This window comes from Pseudomonas fildesensis, from assembly GCF_001050345.1.
Taxonomy (GTDB): domain Bacteria; phylum Pseudomonadota; class Gammaproteobacteria; order Pseudomonadales; family Pseudomonadaceae; genus Aquipseudomonas; species Aquipseudomonas fildesensis.
In genome coordinates this window covers 359,314-373,563 of sequence record NZ_LFMW01000007.1, presented here as the reverse complement: position 1 = coordinate 373,563, position 14,250 = coordinate 359,314, and the positions used below count along the sequence as shown (strand labels likewise).

General features: G+C 61.8%; 12 protein-coding genes. 4 read left to right on the top strand and 8 right to left on the bottom strand.

Going from position 1 to position 14,250, the window contains the following annotated elements; all coding sequences use genetic code 11:
* Positions 1 to 21: 21 nt before the first annotated feature.
* The 3 genes from mksF to mksB are packed head-to-tail and all read right to left on the bottom strand — an operon-like array spanning position 22 to position 4,833.
* Positions 22 to 2,862, bottom strand: coding sequence for an Mks condensin complex protein MksF (gene mksF / locus ACR52_RS12220; RefSeq protein WP_048724392.1), 2,841 nt, complete (start codon positions 2,860 to 2,862; stop codon positions 22 to 24).
* Positions 2,859 to 3,566: an Mks condensin complex protein MksE gene (gene mksE, locus ACR52_RS12215; protein ID WP_048724390.1), complete on the bottom strand. Its 708-nt coding sequence runs from the start codon at positions 3,564 to 3,566 to the stop codon at positions 2,859 to 2,861. Before mksE ends, mksF begins: the two co-directional genes overlap by 4 nt.
* Positions 3,556 to 4,833, bottom strand: coding sequence for an Mks condensin complex protein MksB (mksB, locus tag ACR52_RS12210; RefSeq protein WP_048724389.1), 1,278 nt, complete (start codon positions 4,831 to 4,833; stop codon positions 3,556 to 3,558). The genes mksE and mksB overlap by 11 nt, the downstream gene beginning before the upstream one ends.
* Before the next feature lie 187 nt (positions 4,834 to 5,020).
* On the opposite strand from mksB, the gene ACR52_RS12205 reads away from it, so the two are divergent.
* Entirely contained in the window at positions 5,021 to 5,764 is a 744-nt protein-coding gene (locus tag ACR52_RS12205; protein ID WP_048724387.1) for a hypothetical protein, read from the top strand.
* Positions 5,757 to 6,209: a ribosomal protein S18-alanine N-acetyltransferase gene (gene rimI / locus ACR52_RS12200; RefSeq protein WP_048724386.1), complete on the top strand. Its 453-nt coding sequence runs from the start codon at positions 5,757 to 5,759 to the stop codon at positions 6,207 to 6,209. Before ACR52_RS12205 ends, rimI begins: the two co-directional genes overlap by 8 nt.
* A gap of 117 nt (positions 6,210 to 6,326) precedes the next feature.
* On the opposite strand, the gene ACR52_RS12195 is transcribed toward rimI, so the two are convergent.
* Complete coding sequence (locus tag ACR52_RS12195) at positions 6,327 to 6,731, bottom strand: hypothetical protein (RefSeq protein WP_048724382.1); 405 nt, start codon at positions 6,729 to 6,731, stop codon at positions 6,327 to 6,329.
* 151 nt (positions 6,732 to 6,882) lie between these two features.
* Between ACR52_RS12195 and can the strand changes: the two genes are divergently transcribed.
* Positions 6,883 to 7,527: a carbonate dehydratase gene (gene can, locus ACR52_RS12190; protein WP_046070813.1), complete on the top strand. Its 645-nt coding sequence runs from the start codon at positions 6,883 to 6,885 to the stop codon at positions 7,525 to 7,527.
* Here can and ACR52_RS12185 read toward each other — a convergent pair.
* The 4 genes from ACR52_RS12185 to ACR52_RS12170 form a co-directional block, all read right to left on the bottom strand.
* Positions 7,524 to 8,048, bottom strand: coding sequence for an SET domain-containing protein (locus ACR52_RS12185; RefSeq protein WP_048724380.1), 525 nt, complete (start codon positions 8,046 to 8,048; stop codon positions 7,524 to 7,526). The two genes, can and ACR52_RS12185, sit on opposite strands and share 4 nt — an antisense overlap.
* Positions 8,049 to 8,221: 173 nt before the next feature.
* Positions 8,222 to 9,391, bottom strand: a complete 1,170-nt coding sequence (locus ACR52_RS12180; protein WP_048724379.1) for a hypothetical protein — start codon at positions 9,389 to 9,391, stop codon at positions 8,222 to 8,224.
* A gap of 122 nt (positions 9,392 to 9,513) precedes the next feature.
* Positions 9,514 to 11,214: an acid phosphatase gene (gene acpA, locus ACR52_RS12175; RefSeq protein ID WP_048724376.1), complete on the bottom strand. Its 1,701-nt coding sequence runs from the start codon at positions 11,212 to 11,214 to the stop codon at positions 9,514 to 9,516.
* Positions 11,215 to 11,353: 139 nt separating this feature from the next.
* Complete coding sequence (locus tag ACR52_RS12170) at positions 11,354 to 12,772, bottom strand: short-chain fatty acid transporter (RefSeq protein WP_048724374.1); 1,419 nt, start codon at positions 12,770 to 12,772, stop codon at positions 11,354 to 11,356.
* 185 nt (positions 12,773 to 12,957) lie between these two features.
* Here ACR52_RS12170 and ACR52_RS12165 point away from each other — a divergent pair, with 185 nt between their 5' ends.
* Positions 12,958 to 14,247: an MFS transporter gene (locus ACR52_RS12165; protein ID WP_048724373.1), complete on the top strand. Its 1,290-nt coding sequence runs from the start codon at positions 12,958 to 12,960 to the stop codon at positions 14,245 to 14,247.
* Positions 14,248 to 14,250 lie beyond the last annotated feature (3 nt).

Sequence of the window (14,250 nt, the reverse complement as noted above, 5' to 3'; positions counted from 1 at the left end):
TTTGCGTTTCTGTGCTACCAATCAGACCTCATCCAGCTCCGGCTCATCCGCCGGCACATTCATCGTCGCCTTCACCACGTCGTGACGGCGAATGTACTTCCAGTCCGCCTCATCGATGTAGATCCCGTTCGGCCCGCTGCCGCCTTCCAGGTCGATCGCCACCTGGGCGGAGACTTGCGGTTTCACGCTGGCCAGGATCGGCACAAAGCCCAGCTGCAGACTGGTTTCCAGCAGCGCCGCCTGGTTCTTCTCGTCGATATCCGCTGCTTCGTCGAGGTAATACGGCAGACGCACACGACCCGCCTGGTCGCGGTCCATCAAGTGCAGCAACAAGTACATGTTGGTCAGCGCCTTGATGGTCATGGTCGTGCCGTTGGAGGCAGCCCCGTCGATATCGGTATGGATCACCGGCTGACCGTTGACCTTGGTGATCTCGAACGCCAGCTCGAACAGGTCCTTGAGGCCCAGCTGGTTATGGTTCGCCGCCACCAGGCGAGCCAGATATTCCTTGGCCTCTTCGTTCTTGTTGTCCTGCTCGGCGCTCTGGCTGAGGTCGAACACCGACAGGGTCTCGCCTTCTTCATACTGACCGGCACTGTGGATGATCTGGTCGATATGTTTGAGGGCTTCCTTGTTCGGCGCCAGCACGATGCGGAAGCTCTGCAGGTTGGACACCTGGCGCTTGTTGATCTCGCGGTTGAACAACGCCAACTGGTGTTCAAGGCTGTCGTAGTCGCTGCGGATATTGCGCAGGGTCCGCGCGATATCGGTGACCGCTGCACGGCGTGCCTTGCCGAGTGTCAGGGCTTCATCGGTGCGGTGCGCATAGGCGTTGATCAGCAGGTGCAGGCGACGCTCCATATCATCTTCACTGTCGAACTTGGCCACGCCTTTGAGGCGTACCTGTGCATACAGTGCGTCGATCTGGCCATCGGCGCGCAGCAAACCCTGCCAACTGTCCTGATAGTCATTGAGTAACGGCAGCAGGTTGTCCATGGAGTCGTCGACCGGGTCCATGAACGGCGTGCCGAACGGCAAGTCCGCCGGCAACAACTGACGGCGGCGCAGTGCGTCATCCAGGGTGCGTTGCTTGGCTTCCATATCGCCGATCTGGCGGCCGACCAGTTGCAGCTTGGCCGACAGTTGCTGGACACGTTCGGTAAACGCATCGCTGGAGCGCTTCAATTCGTCCTGGGCCGCTTCCATCTGCGCCAGGTTTTCCAGCTTCTCGCCTTCTTCTGCACTCAGGGTCTGCGCGCGGCGGAAGTCTTCCAGGGCCTTTTGCGCGTCCAGCACTTGCTGGTACAACGCTTCGGACTGGGTCTTGCTCGCGGCGCGGTCAGACGCTACAGCCTGTTGAGTCTTGAGTTGCTTGAGTTCTTTTTCCAGGCGCTCCTTCTGGTCGCGCAAGGCCGCGCGATCCGCCAGGGCCTGCAAGGCCGGCGGCTCGATGTGGGAGATGTCGATGGACAGCCCCGGCACTTCGAAACGCTCGCCCTTGAAGCCATCGAGGATCTGCTCCAGTGATTTAACCCACTGGCCGTCTTCGTCCAGCGTGATGCCATGCTCGCCCAACGGCAGGCTGAACAGCGAGCTGTTGAACAGGCGCATCAGACGCTCGACATCCTGCTGTGAGAATTCTTCGCGCAGTTTGGCGTAACTGTTGTTGTCGGCGTGATCAAGCTGCTGCTTGACCGACTTCAAGCGTTTTTCCAGGTCGCGCAAACGCTCGTCCAGGTCCTCGGCGCTGAACTGCCGCGATTGCGCCAGGGCGCCCGCCAATTCATCGTGGGCATCCTTGGCCGCCAGCAATTGCTGCTCCAGCACCTTGACGTCATCCACCAGGGCAAAGCGATGCTTGAGCACCGACAACTCGCCCAGCCAACGCTGGATACCGCTGATTTCCCGCTCCAGGCGCATCAGCTCCTGGGTGCCGCCACGCTGGTCGTTCTGCAGCGCGTCCTGCTCGTTGCGGTAGTGCTCGGCCTGGAGGGTCAACTCTTCCTTGCGCGCACTGGCGTAGTCCGACCAGGTGCCCAGCAGCGAATCGAGCAACGGTGACAGACGATGCAGTTTGCCGCGCAAGACTTCGCGCTGCCGAACGCCGTTGGCCAGCGCTTCAACCAGAGGACCGGCGGCCACCAGCGAGTTGTAGTCCTGCTCCATGCGTCGCACGTCGCGGAAGGCTTCTTCGCACGCGGCGATGTAATCCACGCTACCCGAACGCAGGCTATGTTCGAAGGCATCAAGGAACAGCTGCTTCAACTTCGCAGCGGTAATTTCGCGCATGTGCAGCAGGTTGATAAACAGCGCCCGAAAGGTCTTCAGGCTCTGCTCGCTGGTGGAGCGGAGCGGGATCAGCGTCAGGTCCAGCGGGATCGACGTGTGGCCGCCCACCAGCAAGCGCCGCAGTTCATCCGGCTTCAACTCATAGGCTTTCAGGCCCTCGCGCTCAAGGTTGGTGAACAACTCTTTCTGACGCAGGCAAGTGTCGTTTTTCTGGTAGTGAGCCAGGTCCAGCTTGCCAGCGTAGGCAAAGAACTGGTGACCAAAACCGCCGCCCGGGCCGCGTCCGACCACGCCGATCACGTGCGGGCCGTGGGGCAGGGAGACCTCCACGAGGATGTAGCTGGTGTCCGTAGCGAAGTAGAAGCGTCGCGATTGCTCGAGCGTGTACTTGCCGAAACTCATGTCCGACATGCGCGCCAGGATCGGGAACTGCAAGGCGTTGATCGAGGCCGATTTGCCGAGGTTGTTCGCGCCGTAAACCGACAGCGGCTCTTCCAGCGGGAACAAACCCAGGCTGTAGCCGGCGGTGTTCAATAGGGCGAAGCGGCGGATGCCGTAGCGTTCCTTGCTCATGCGTCGGTCTCCTGTTCTTCGGCAATGGCGCGGGCCATGGCGTCTTCTTCGCTTTCTTCTTCGAAGTCACTGAGGTCCAGCGGGTCATCGGTCTTCAGCAATTTTTCATCGCTGTCTTCGTCGATGATCACCGGTGCCGGCAACGGCAACACGCTGTGTACGCTGGCGGCCAGGTCGCGATCCTGCTGCACCGACAAGCACACGTCGAGGAAGCGATGCATTGGCGGCAGGAAGCGGTAAATGCCGTTGTCTTCGCTGGCAAAACCCAGCTGGGTCATGCGGCGCATGATTTTTTCTTCGAGTTCTTCCTGGGTCTGCACTTCGGCCTGGATAAACAGGTCGCGGTACTTCTCCAGCAGCGATGGCAGCTCATCGCGGCCCAGGCTGCCACCGTCGAGCACGGCGATGGGGTCGCGGCCCTGGTCGGCCAAATGCTCGACGATGATGAAGGTGAACAACGCCAGGCGCTGGGCGGTTTTGTTTACCTGCGCGCTGGCAATCGCAGAGTCCGGCACGAAGTAGTAGAAACCGCGGGTGTCGCACACCAGCTCAAAGCCCAGGGCCTTGAACAGCGTGCGGTACTGGTCCTGGAAGTTCGACAGTTGTGCGTACAGCTCCGGGTCGCGGCGGCTGACGTGGTAACCCTTGAACAGCTCGCGAAAGATTGGCGCCAGCTGTGACAGTTCGGATAGATCAAGATGCATTAGGTGTACTCGCAGAATGCTCGGCCGCCTCAGAGGTGGCCGGGAGCAGGGCGAATGAGCGCAGGCTGACCTGGTGCTCGTGTGTGTGGTAATCGCGGCGCTCCAGGCGTTCGCGCTTGAAGCGTTTTTCGCGCGAGAGCCGCGAGAACCAGTACAGCAATTCGTCGGTGGCGCCGTCGGGTTCTTGCTCCAGCAGCCAGGTCATCAGGTCGGGCATCGGCAGCGCGTCTTCGCAGCGCTCGAGCATTTCCTTGACCGTGCGCGGTGCGCGTTGGGCTTCGCCCTTGTGGGATTTGTGCGCCTTGGGGAACCGCGCCGGTTTTGGCTCGAAGTTCGCCAGGGCGTACACATAGGCTTCGACCTGGCTGGCACTGCCCAGGAACGTGCTTTGCGGCCGGGTAAACATCGGCATGGCCGCTTGCGGCACCGCGTCCAACCCTTTGCGGCGGATGGCCGACAGGGCCAGCGCCGCGCCACGGGTCACGGCGTTGTGCCGGCGTGCTTCTTCACGCAGCGGCAACAGCAGTTCGCGGGCATGACGCAAGGTCAGTTGGGCGCTGGTCTGCATTTCGAGGATGCGCGCGTGGGTGCGCAGCAGCATGTCGTCGTCCACCAGGTGCCCGAGGCGCTGTTGCTCGGTAAGCATGCGCAACAGCACGTTTTCCACCTTGCGCACGCCTTGCTCGAAGGCGCCGTCGGCGTTCACCAACTGGATCATCGGTTCGACGTATTCGTCCCATGTCGCCAACACTTCGGCGTAACGCTGGCGCAACGGGATCTGCCGGTCGCTGGTCTTGGCGCGATCGGCCACGGCGGCGAGGGCCTGTTCGTCGTTGGCGAGCTTTTTCAGCACGTCGCGCACGCGCATGTCGAGCAGGCGCAGTTGCCGGGCCAGGTCGTGGCCATCCCGGATGTCGAAGGCATCCTGGATGTAACCGGCCAGGCGCTCAAGGTGGCGCAAGTAGGCTTCGATTTCCAGGCACAGGCCAAGCCGGTGCTCCTTGCGAAGATAGGCGAGGAAGTCGTGGATCTGCGCATTGAGCTCGAAACGGTTCGGGCTCTTGGCGACAGGCACCAGGATGTCCAGGCGAATCCACACGTCCAGCAGGCTGGTGATGTCCTGAGGCGTGCTGTCCAGTTGTTGGGCGGCCAGTTGTGCACGCAGTTCGCTCAGGCTCAGGGTGCCTTGGTCGAAGTGTTCGCACAGTGGCTCAAGTAAGGCCCAGTGTTCGGCGAGGGCGCGCAGGACGCGCTTGGGTTCGATCATGGGAATGGCCGGCTGGTTGGCGATTAAAAGTCGCGATTGTACTGCATCAGGCGCGGGATTTATCCACAGCCGGTCAGTGTGCAGTGGGCGATTGTTGCCGAACAGCGGTAGAATCCCCGCTCTTTACTTATCCACAAGTGGCCGAGCTGTGCTTATCGAGTCCCGACGTCGCGCTTACTTGACCGCCATGCAGGTGGTCAACTGGCTGCCCCGCACCGAACTGCCGTTTGCCGCCCCGTCGCGGCCCGAGTTGCTGCAGGCGCTTGAGCCCTATGAGGCGCTGGAACCGTCGGGTGAGGAGGCTGCTGCGCCGGTGGCGGTGGTCAAGCCCGCCCCGCAAGCACGCCCTGTGGTTGAGCGGGCGAAGATCGAAGTGCCGCGCCCGTCGCCGGTCGCCAAACCCGTGGTGGCCGACGAGGTTGCCACGGTGGTCAAGGCCCCGGTGCTACCGCCGCCGCGTTTCGCCCTGCAATTGCTGCGGGCCGGGCGTTGCCTGCTGCTGGTGGAATTGCCCACCGGCGAGCGCTTCCAGACCCGCGACCCTGCCTACATGCTGCTCAAGGACATGTTGCGCGCCGCCGGCCTGCCGGACAGCCCGCAAATCGTCGGCGACCCGGTGCGTTGGCCGCTGCTGGTGCGCGGCACCATGGACCAGGGCCCGGAAGCTGCGCGGGATTTTGTGCAAGGTTTTGTCTCGGCGCGCCTGGAAGACGAACCCTGCGTGTGCCTGTGGCTGATCGGCCTGCCCGCCGTGCGTTTCGCCGGTGAAGCGAATGCCGAAGCCTGGTACCGCGAACTGCAGGTCGAAGGCCTGGGTTCGGTATGGGCCCTGCCGGGCCTGGAATTATTAATGGAAGAGCCACAGCGTAAGGCTGATGTCTGGCAAGCCATGCGCCGGCTGATGGCGCGCTGGAAAACAATCGATGAGTGAGGCTTTATCCTTCCGCCCGATGACCGAGGCCGACCTCGACGCCGTGCTGAAAATCGAATACGCGGCGTTCAGCCACCCCTGGACCCGTGGCATTTTTCTCGACGGGCTGGGCAAGTACCAGATCTGGTTGATGTTCGAAGGCGAGCAGCAAGTGGGCCACGGTGTGGTGCAAATCATCCTCGATGAAGCGCATTTGCTGAACATTACCGTCAAACCCGAAAACCAGGGCCGTGGCCTGGGTTTGAGCTTGCTGGAGCACCTGATGTCCCGGGCCTACGCGGCCAAGGCGCGGGAATGTTTCCTGGAAGTGCGCGACAGCAATACCGGCGCTTTCCGCCTGTACGAGCGCTACGGTTTCAACGAGATCGGCCGTCGGCGGGATTACTACCCTGCCGTGGGTGGCCGAGAAGATGCGGTTGTGATGGCCTGCACCCTCGTCGATTAAACACGAAACCCATGTGGGAGGGGGCTTGCTCCCGATTGCGGTGTGTCAGGCACTTATCGGTTACTGGCACTCCGCAATCGGGAGCAAGCCCCCTCCCACATTTTGAATCGCGTTATGTCAGCGGTTTCCGTCTACCGGATCTCGCTTCGCCAGTTCTGCTTCATCCAACCCATTCCCGCCGCCAATCTCGTCTTCGTCGACAATGCTCAGGTCGTAATCGGCCGGGTTGTCTTCACCTTCTTCCCGTGCATCCCGCGCACCATCCTCATGGATCAGCGTTTCCGGGCTCATATCGTCGTCAGTCGACTCATGATCGGCGGTCGATGCCCCGGTCATCCCGGCCTCACGCACCCGTTCGTCGGGCATCAGGTGCTCACGTTGGCCAGGCGGGATCTCATCGCCGATTTCCGCCGTCGGCTCCTGCTCGTCAAAATCCAGCTCCCGCATCGAACCCATGCGATCTTCGTTGTCATCAATCGGTGCAGGCGTCGGAGCGCCGTACGGACGTCGTGATTCAGTCATGGTCAATCCTCATACTGTGGGGCTTATAGTGTGTGGACAGGCATGGCTCCCCAAGATTCAAGTAATCGCCGGCCAGCTATCTTTAATCCAGGCGTGACCCGGACGGGCGGTCGTCTGTCAAAGCTGCGCATCATTCCTGAGGCTTTCCCTGATGAACGAACTACAAGACCTGCTTGATAACAACGAACGCTGGGCGGATGCGATCAAACAGGAAGATCCCGAATTCTTCGCCAAGCTCGCCCGCCAGCAGACTCCGGAATACCTGTGGATCGGCTGCTCCGACGCCCGGGTACCGGCCAACGAGATCGTCGGCATGCTGCCGGGTGATCTGTTCGTGCACCGCAACGTGGCCAACGTGGTGCTGCACACCGACCTCAATTGCCTGTCGGTGATCCAGTACGCGGTCGACGTGCTTAAGGTCAAACACATCCTCGTTACCGGCCATTATGGCTGCGGCGGCGTGCGGGCTTCGATGCAAGACCGCCAGTTCGGCCTGATCGACGGCTGGCTGCGCACGATTCGCGACCTCTACTACGAAAACCGCGACCTGCTGGCCCAGTTGCCGACCGAAGAAGAGCGTGTTGACCGTATGTGCGAGCTGAACGTGATTCAGCAAGTGGCCAACGTCGGCCACACCAGCATTGTGCAAAACGCATGGCACCGTGGGCAGAGCCTGTCGATCCATGGCTGCATCTATGGCATCAAGGATGGCCGCTGGAAGAGCTTGAACACCACCATCAGTGGTTTTGAGCAGCTGCCGCCGCAGTACCGTCTGCGCCCCCTGGGCGAAGCTTAAGGGCGTTTGCGCTCGCGCCATCGGTTCATGAACGCCTGACCCTCGGCGTTCAAGGGCTCCTGGCTGCCGGTGATCCAGCCCCGGCAGTTCAGCTCGCCACATTGGCAAGCGAACTGCCGGAACAGCGCGTGTTCGGTGCTGGCGTAATCCATCGTCAGCAGGGCGCCGGCTGGAACGGCTTGCACTGTCCAGAGCTCCAGGTACGTGGTGTCGAGAAACACGTTGGGGTTGCAGGAGTGCAGGATCAGGCCGCAGAACCAACAGTCGTGCAGGTGAATGCGCGGCGACAGCTGCAAAGTGTGCAAGCGTGGCTCACTCACGGCGTAGCCGGAGACCTTGGCAATGCGCACACGGCCGTCAAAGGCGATCCGAGCCTTTATCCCTGCGCCCGTGCCATTAGCGTTTTGCACCGCCTGGAAATGCTTGGCTGAGGGGTAGCCGTGTTCGACGAGCAGGGTTTTGAAAGGGTAAAGGCAGTCACTTGCAACGGTTTCAGCCTTATCCATGGCTTGAGTTTTCATGACTCTCCAGAGGGGGGCTGCATCGACCTGCGGGTGGTGGCTGACTACCAGTCTTGCAGCGTATGGGCGCGGCTCAAGACTCGCTGAAGTTGGATCCGATATCTACTGTCAAATCTGACAGTAGATATCGGCTCTTTTTTATGTAGGAAAAACACCCGGTTTTTTGACGTGGCTTACAGTGCGGGAGCCACGATAGTCGGGACCGGGGCGGCATTCTTCAGCTGTTTCAACTGCGTCTTGATGGCCGGCGTGGCGCATTTGGCGTTCGCTTGTTCCGGGCTCAGGTCGCGCACCGAGGTGTAGAACAACTCGCAGGTCTGCTCTTTGCGCGTGACCTGCCAGGTGTTCATGCACGCCTTGAGCAGCACATTCGGATCGCTCGCCGGTTTCTGGCCCATGCCGGCCTGCCAGCACGCGGCGCTCAAATCCTGGCCCATCACTTTCAAGCCGGCCTCGTCGGCCATTTGCTCGTTACCGTCATAGGTGTCGGGACTGGCCGCATACCAGATGTAACTCGGGTGGTTGGCGCCCAGCACCGAGACGGTTTTACCGGCCTGCGGGCTGATCTGCGCCAAGCCCAGCACACTCACGGTTTGCCCGTATTGTTGCTTGATCCAATTGCGCACCGGCGCGCCGAACGCGACCATCGGCAACGAGCCATTGGGGCCCAGGCTCAGCTCCTTGACCATGCGGGTCTGATAGTCGGCGAAGTAGCTGTAGACGTTTTCCAGGTCCTTGCCCGCGTTGGACGGCGCGGCGATGGGGGCGATATCGATGATGGTCTGGTAGGCCGGGGTTTCGGTGGCTGGCACGCCATTGTCGGTGAGCAACGTGGCCCAGCGGTCAGTGGTGGCCGATTCCAGGTAGTCCTGGGCCTGGGTCAGCGAGTAATCCGGAGGGAAGTGCAGCAACTCGATGCTCTTGCGGTTTTCCAGGGCCATGCCCAATGGCAGGAACAGGTACCAGTTGTAGGCCCACTTGCCGTCGCTATTGAGCTTGCTCGCGCCCTGGTAGGCCAGGTCGGCGGTATCGAGCAACGTCGTCAGGGGCTGGCCATAGGTGTCGGGTACGCCGCTGAACGTCGCCGACACTTGCCCGTCATGGCTTTTGACACTGACTTTGGCCCGGCTGTAACCGTCCCGTTGCAGACTCTGGTTCAGGTAATGCTCGGCGGTCTGTTCCAGCGTCCATGGCCGAAAACAAATCACGTTGCAGTTATTCGGGAACGCGAACAACTGAGTGACCCGTTGCGTGCTGCCCAGCGGTACCTCGATGTCGGCTTGTACGACCGCACTGGCCATCAGTGCGGCCAGGGTGAAGGACAGCCTGGTCGGTTTAAACATAGTTAATTCCTTGTCAGCGAAAGCCCGTCTGCGCGGGGTGAAAGCCCACTTGCACACAGTAGCGGCTGACCAGGAAAACCGCGTGCTAAATCTCCGGGCGTGTCGCTTTTGGATAAGCCTTCCTACACGTTGAACTGCAACGCGTTGCTCAAATCACCCATCGGCTTCTGGCCGCGGGCAATCATCGCGTCATCACGCTGCTTGAGGCCGTCAAGGGTCTCCAGCTGGAACACTCGGGTGATCAAACGCAGGATCGATGCGGTGTCGTACACCGTGTGGTCCACCGTGCCTTTGCGCGCAAAGGGCGACACCACAATCGCCGGAACCCGCGTGCCAGGGCCCCAGCGGTCGCCTTTGGGCGGCGCGACGTGGTCCCACCAGCCGCCGTTCTCATCGACGGTGACCACCACCACCATGTTTTTCCACTGCGGGCTTTCCTGCAGCACCTTCAAGGTACGGGCGATATGGCGGTCGCCCGAGGCCACGTCGGCATAACCGGCGTGCATGTTGAGGTTGCCTTGCGGCTTGTAGAAGCTCACTGCGGGCAGTTTGCCCGCCTGTGCGTCGGCGAAGAACCGGTTGGTGCTGGACTCATCGCCCAACCCCGCGTCGCGCAGTCGCTTGTCACGTTCCGCGCGGTTCTGCGGCCCCAGCTGCTTGAAGTAATTGAACGGCTGGTGGTGGTACTGGAAGTTCGGAATCTTCGGGATGCCGCCCGAATCCTTGAACTGCTCCAGCGTCGCCTGCCAGGCCCCGGCGTACCAGGCCCAGTCGATATTCTTCTTCGACAGCTTGTCGCCGATGTGTTCGTGGGTTTGCGGCACCAGCACGTTGGGCAAGTCGGGTTTGGAATAGTCCGGGTTTTCCGGGTCGCGGATCCAGGTTGGCCAGTAGGGCGGGGCCAGGGTGTTGACGGCGTAACCGTCCGGGGTCAGCGCGCTGGGGCCGAACTGCGGCGGGCCGGTCATGGCGCTGGCCGGGGATTTATCCAGCGGCTTGAGACGTGTGTCGGTCGGGTCGTCGCTTTGCAGCGTGGCAATCTGCGCCTTGGCCACCGACTGTGACGCATTCGGATAAAACGGCGCGGTAGCGCTGATCAGGTATTGATGGTTTAGGAACGAACCGCCAAACGCGCCCTGGAAGAAGTTATCGCAGAGCACAAACTCCTTGGCCACGTCCCACAGGCGCAGGGAATAACGGCTCTGGGCGTAATGCCCCATTACCAGGCCACCGGAGTCGGCCCAGGCGACAAAATTGTCGTTCTTGCCACCGTTGATCTGCATCTGGTTCTGGTAAAACACGTGCCACAAGTCGCGGGTGACCAGGCTCAGCGGCAGGTCTTCGGCGTTCGGGCCCTTGAGGGCGAAGGGCGCGTTGGGCAAGTTTTCCTGGAATTGCACCTCGCTGGGGTAGGTGACGCCGTCCACGCTTTGCGGACCGACTTGCAGCACGCCGCCCCAAGCGGGGGGCAGGGTGCTTAATGCGCTGCCATCGCGGTCGCGTTGCTGGTATTCAGCGGCAGAAAGCGCCGACAGCGGTTTCTCCACGCCGGGGAAATCAGCAAACAGGTTGTTGAAGCTACGGTTCTCGGCATAGATCACCACCACGGTTTTCACCTGGTCGTGCAAGGCCTTGTCCAGCTCTTGGGGCGTGAGCGGCCGCGCTACCGGCGGGCCCGGCGCTTCGCTGGTATTGCCACAGGCGCTCAACGTCGCGCCGACCCCCAGCACTGCCGCGCCCCCCAGGAAACGCCGCCGACTGGTATCTACTGGCGGTTGGGTAACGGAATCGGGGGAAGGGCGGTCTTCGTGGTCGTCACTCATTGCGGGGAATCCCTGGCGAGATGTTGCAAGATGTTTCGCCGGGACAGTAGCAATGGAATGTGACGGAATTAAGGCAGCGGCAAGCAATCAGCCTCAAGCTGCAAGCTTGAAGCTAATACCTTGAAGCTTGTAGCTGCTGTTATGGCATCACCGGCGGCAAATACTTCAACGTCGTCCCCAGCGCCCACAGCAGGAACAACACCAGCGGCGTATGCACCAGCAATTGCACAAACGAAAACCCTATCAAATCCCGCGCCTTCAACCCCAACACCCCCAGCAACGGCAGCATATAGAACGGGCTGATCAGGTTCGGCAGCGCCTCGGCCGCGTTGTAGATCTGTACCGCCCAGCCCAGGTGGTATTGCAGATCATTGGCCACTTGCATCACGTACGGCGCTTCGATGATCCACTTGCCGCCGCCCGACGGGATAAAGAAACCCAGCACCGCCGAGTACACGCCCATCAGCAGCGCGTAAGTGTCGTGGGAGGCGATGGAGGTGAAGAACGTCGAGATATGGTGCGCCAGTGTCGCGCCGTCGCCACCCTTGACCACGGTCATCAGCGCGGCAATCGAGCCGTACAGCGGGAACTGGATCAGCACGCCGGTGGTGGTCGGTACCGCACGCGCTACCGCATCCAGGAAGCTGCGCGGGCGCCAGTGCAGCAGCGCGCCGACCATGATGAACAGGAAGTTATAGGTGTTCAGCCCCGAGATCGCGCTGATCGCCGGCTTGGTCGAAAACTCATGGAACAACCAGCCCGCTGCCAGCAACGCCAGCAAGATGGTCAGCACCGGGCTGTGTTCCAGCCATTCGCCCGGGCGGGTCGGTGGTTGCGGCTTGGGCAGGTTGAACGCCGGGTCGACGCCGCAGGCCTTGGCATCACGTGCGCTGTTCGGGCCGGGCGCTGTGGCGTAGGCGATGATCAGCGACACCACGATCAGTGCCAGCAACAGCACGCCGGACTGCCACAGGAAGATGGTGTCGGTGAACGGGATCACCCCGGTGATCGACAGGATCGACGGCGGCAAACTGGCCGGGTTGGCCTGCAACTGCGCGGCCGACGACGACAGCCCCAACGCCCACACCGCGCCGAGGCCCAGGTAGGCCGCTGCGCCGGCAGCTCGATAATCCATGCGCAAATCCGTACGACGCGCGAGTGCACGCACCAGCAAACCGCCGAACACCAGGGACAGGCCCCAGTTGAGCAACGACGCCACCATGGAAATCAATGCGACCCACGCCACGGCGGAACGGCCGTTCTTCGGGATGCGTGCCAGGCGGTCAATCAGTTTTACCGCAGGCGGCGAGCTGGCGACCACGTAACCGCCGATCACCACAAAGGCCATCTGCATGGTGAACGGGATCAGGCTCCAAAACCCGTCACCAAAGGCTTTGGCGGCTTCGGTCGGCGCAGCGCCCATGCCCAGCGTCGCGACGGCGACAATGATCACGGCGAGGGCCGCAAACACCCAGGAGTCAGGGAACCAGCGTTCGGCGAAGTTTGAACAACGCAGGGCAAATCGGGCATAGCGGCTTTCTTCGATAGCGTCGGCCACGAGTCATTCCTCTTATCTTTATTATGGGTTTGGCAGTTTTACGGCATGTTCCGCTACGGCCATTGATATGGGAATGCAGTTATCTTCATCGATCCATGAGGAAAACAAATATATCTGCGGCGATTGCCATCATCCGGTTCAGCTCATAACCTGCACGCCATTTTGTTTGTCTGCCGAGCTCCGTCATGACTGCCACCTCCCTTCCACAGACGCAGCGTTTTTCCCGCTCCGACTACAAAACCCTGGGCCTGGCCGCCCTGGGCGGCGCGCTGGAAATCTACGACTTCATTATCTTCGTGTTTTTCGCGCTGACCCTCAGCCAACTGTTCTTCCCCCCGGAAATGCCCGAGTGGCTGCGCCTGCTGCAAAGCTTCGGCATTTTCGTCACCGGCTACCTCGCGCGCCCGCTGGGCGGCATCCTGATGGCGCACTTTGCTGACCACCTGGGGCGCAAGCGCGTATTCAGCCTGAGCATCCTGATGATGGCCTTGCCCTGTCTGCTGATCGGGATCATGCCAACCTACGCGCAAATCGGTTATTTCGCACCGCTGATCCTGCTGGCGTTGCGTGTGCTGCAAGGCGCCGCGGTGGGCGGCGAAGTGCCCAGCGCCTGGACCTTCGTCGCCGAGCACGCCCCGGCCAATCACCGTGGTTATGCCCTGGGCTTCCTCCAAGCCGGCCTGACCTTCGGCTACCTGCTCGGCGCCCTGACCGCCACGCTGCTGGCGCAAGCCTTCACCCCCGCCGAAATCCTCGACTACGCCTGGCGCTTCCCCTTCCTGCTCGGCGGCGTGTTCGGCGTGATCGGCGTGTGGCTGCGCCGCTGGCTCAATGAAACCCCGGTGTTCCTCGAAATGCAGGCCCGCCGCCAAGCCGCCGCCGAGCTGCCATTGCGCACCGTACTGCGTGACCACCGCGCCGTGTTGCTGCCGGCGATGATCCTCACCTGCGTGCTCACCTCGGCCGTGGTGGTGCTGGTGGTCATCACCCCGACCATGATGCAGAAAACCTTCGGCATGACCCCCAGCCACACCTTCGCCCTGAGCGCCCTGGGCATCGTGTTCCTGAACATCGGCTGCGTCCTGGCCGGCCTGCTGGTGGACCGCATCGGCGCCTGGCGAGCGGTGCTGGTCTACAGCCTGTTGCTGCCGGTGGGGATTGCGGTGTTGTACGCCAGCCTGATCGCCGGCGGCGTGTGGCTCGGCGCGGCATACGCGGTGGCGGGCTTGAGTTGCGGCGTAGTCGGCGCGGTGCCGTCGGTGATGGTCGGCCTGTTTCCGGCACCGGTGCGGGTGTCGGGGATCTCCTTCACCTACAACATTGCCTACGCGCTGTGGGCGAGCACCACACCGCTGATGCTGATTGCACTGATGCCGACCAGCCCGTGGATTTGCGTGGGGTATTGCGTGGTGATGGGGGCGGTGGGGGTGGCGAGTGTGGTGCGGTTCAGCAAGCGTCACACGTTGGCCGCCTAAGCA

What these genes read in the sequence shown, in the direction of transcription:
- mksF (WP_048724392.1), bottom strand. Translation starts at nt 2,862, where the DNA reads ATGAGCAAGGAACGCTACGGCATCCGCCGCTTCGCCCTATTGAACACC.
- mksE (WP_048724390.1), bottom strand. Translation starts at nt 3,566, where the DNA reads ATGCATCTTGATCTATCCGAACTGTCACAGCTGGCGCCAATCTTTCGC.
- mksB (WP_048724389.1), bottom strand. Translation starts at nt 4,833, where the DNA reads ATGATCGAACCCAAGCGCGTCCTGCGCGCCCTCGCCGAACACTGGGCC.
- ACR52_RS12205 (WP_048724387.1), top strand. Translation starts at nt 5,021, where the DNA reads ATGCAGGTGGTCAACTGGCTGCCCCGCACCGAACTGCCGTTTGCCGCC.
- rimI (WP_048724386.1), top strand. Translation starts at nt 5,757, where the DNA reads ATGAGTGAGGCTTTATCCTTCCGCCCGATGACCGAGGCCGACCTCGAC.
- ACR52_RS12195 (WP_048724382.1), bottom strand. Translation starts at nt 6,731, where the DNA reads ATGACTGAATCACGACGTCCGTACGGCGCTCCGACGCCTGCACCGATT.
- can (WP_046070813.1), top strand. Translation starts at nt 6,883, where the DNA reads ATGAACGAACTACAAGACCTGCTTGATAACAACGAACGCTGGGCGGAT.
- ACR52_RS12185 (WP_048724380.1), bottom strand. Translation starts at nt 8,048, where the DNA reads ATGAAAACTCAAGCCATGGATAAGGCTGAAACCGTTGCAAGTGACTGC.
- ACR52_RS12180 (WP_048724379.1), bottom strand. Translation starts at nt 9,391, where the DNA reads ATGTTTAAACCGACCAGGCTGTCCTTCACCCTGGCCGCACTGATGGCC.
- acpA (WP_048724376.1), bottom strand. Translation starts at nt 11,214, where the DNA reads ATGAGTGACGACCACGAAGACCGCCCTTCCCCCGATTCCGTTACCCAA.
- ACR52_RS12165 (WP_048724373.1), top strand. Translation starts at nt 12,958, where the DNA reads ATGACTGCCACCTCCCTTCCACAGACGCAGCGTTTTTCCCGCTCCGAC.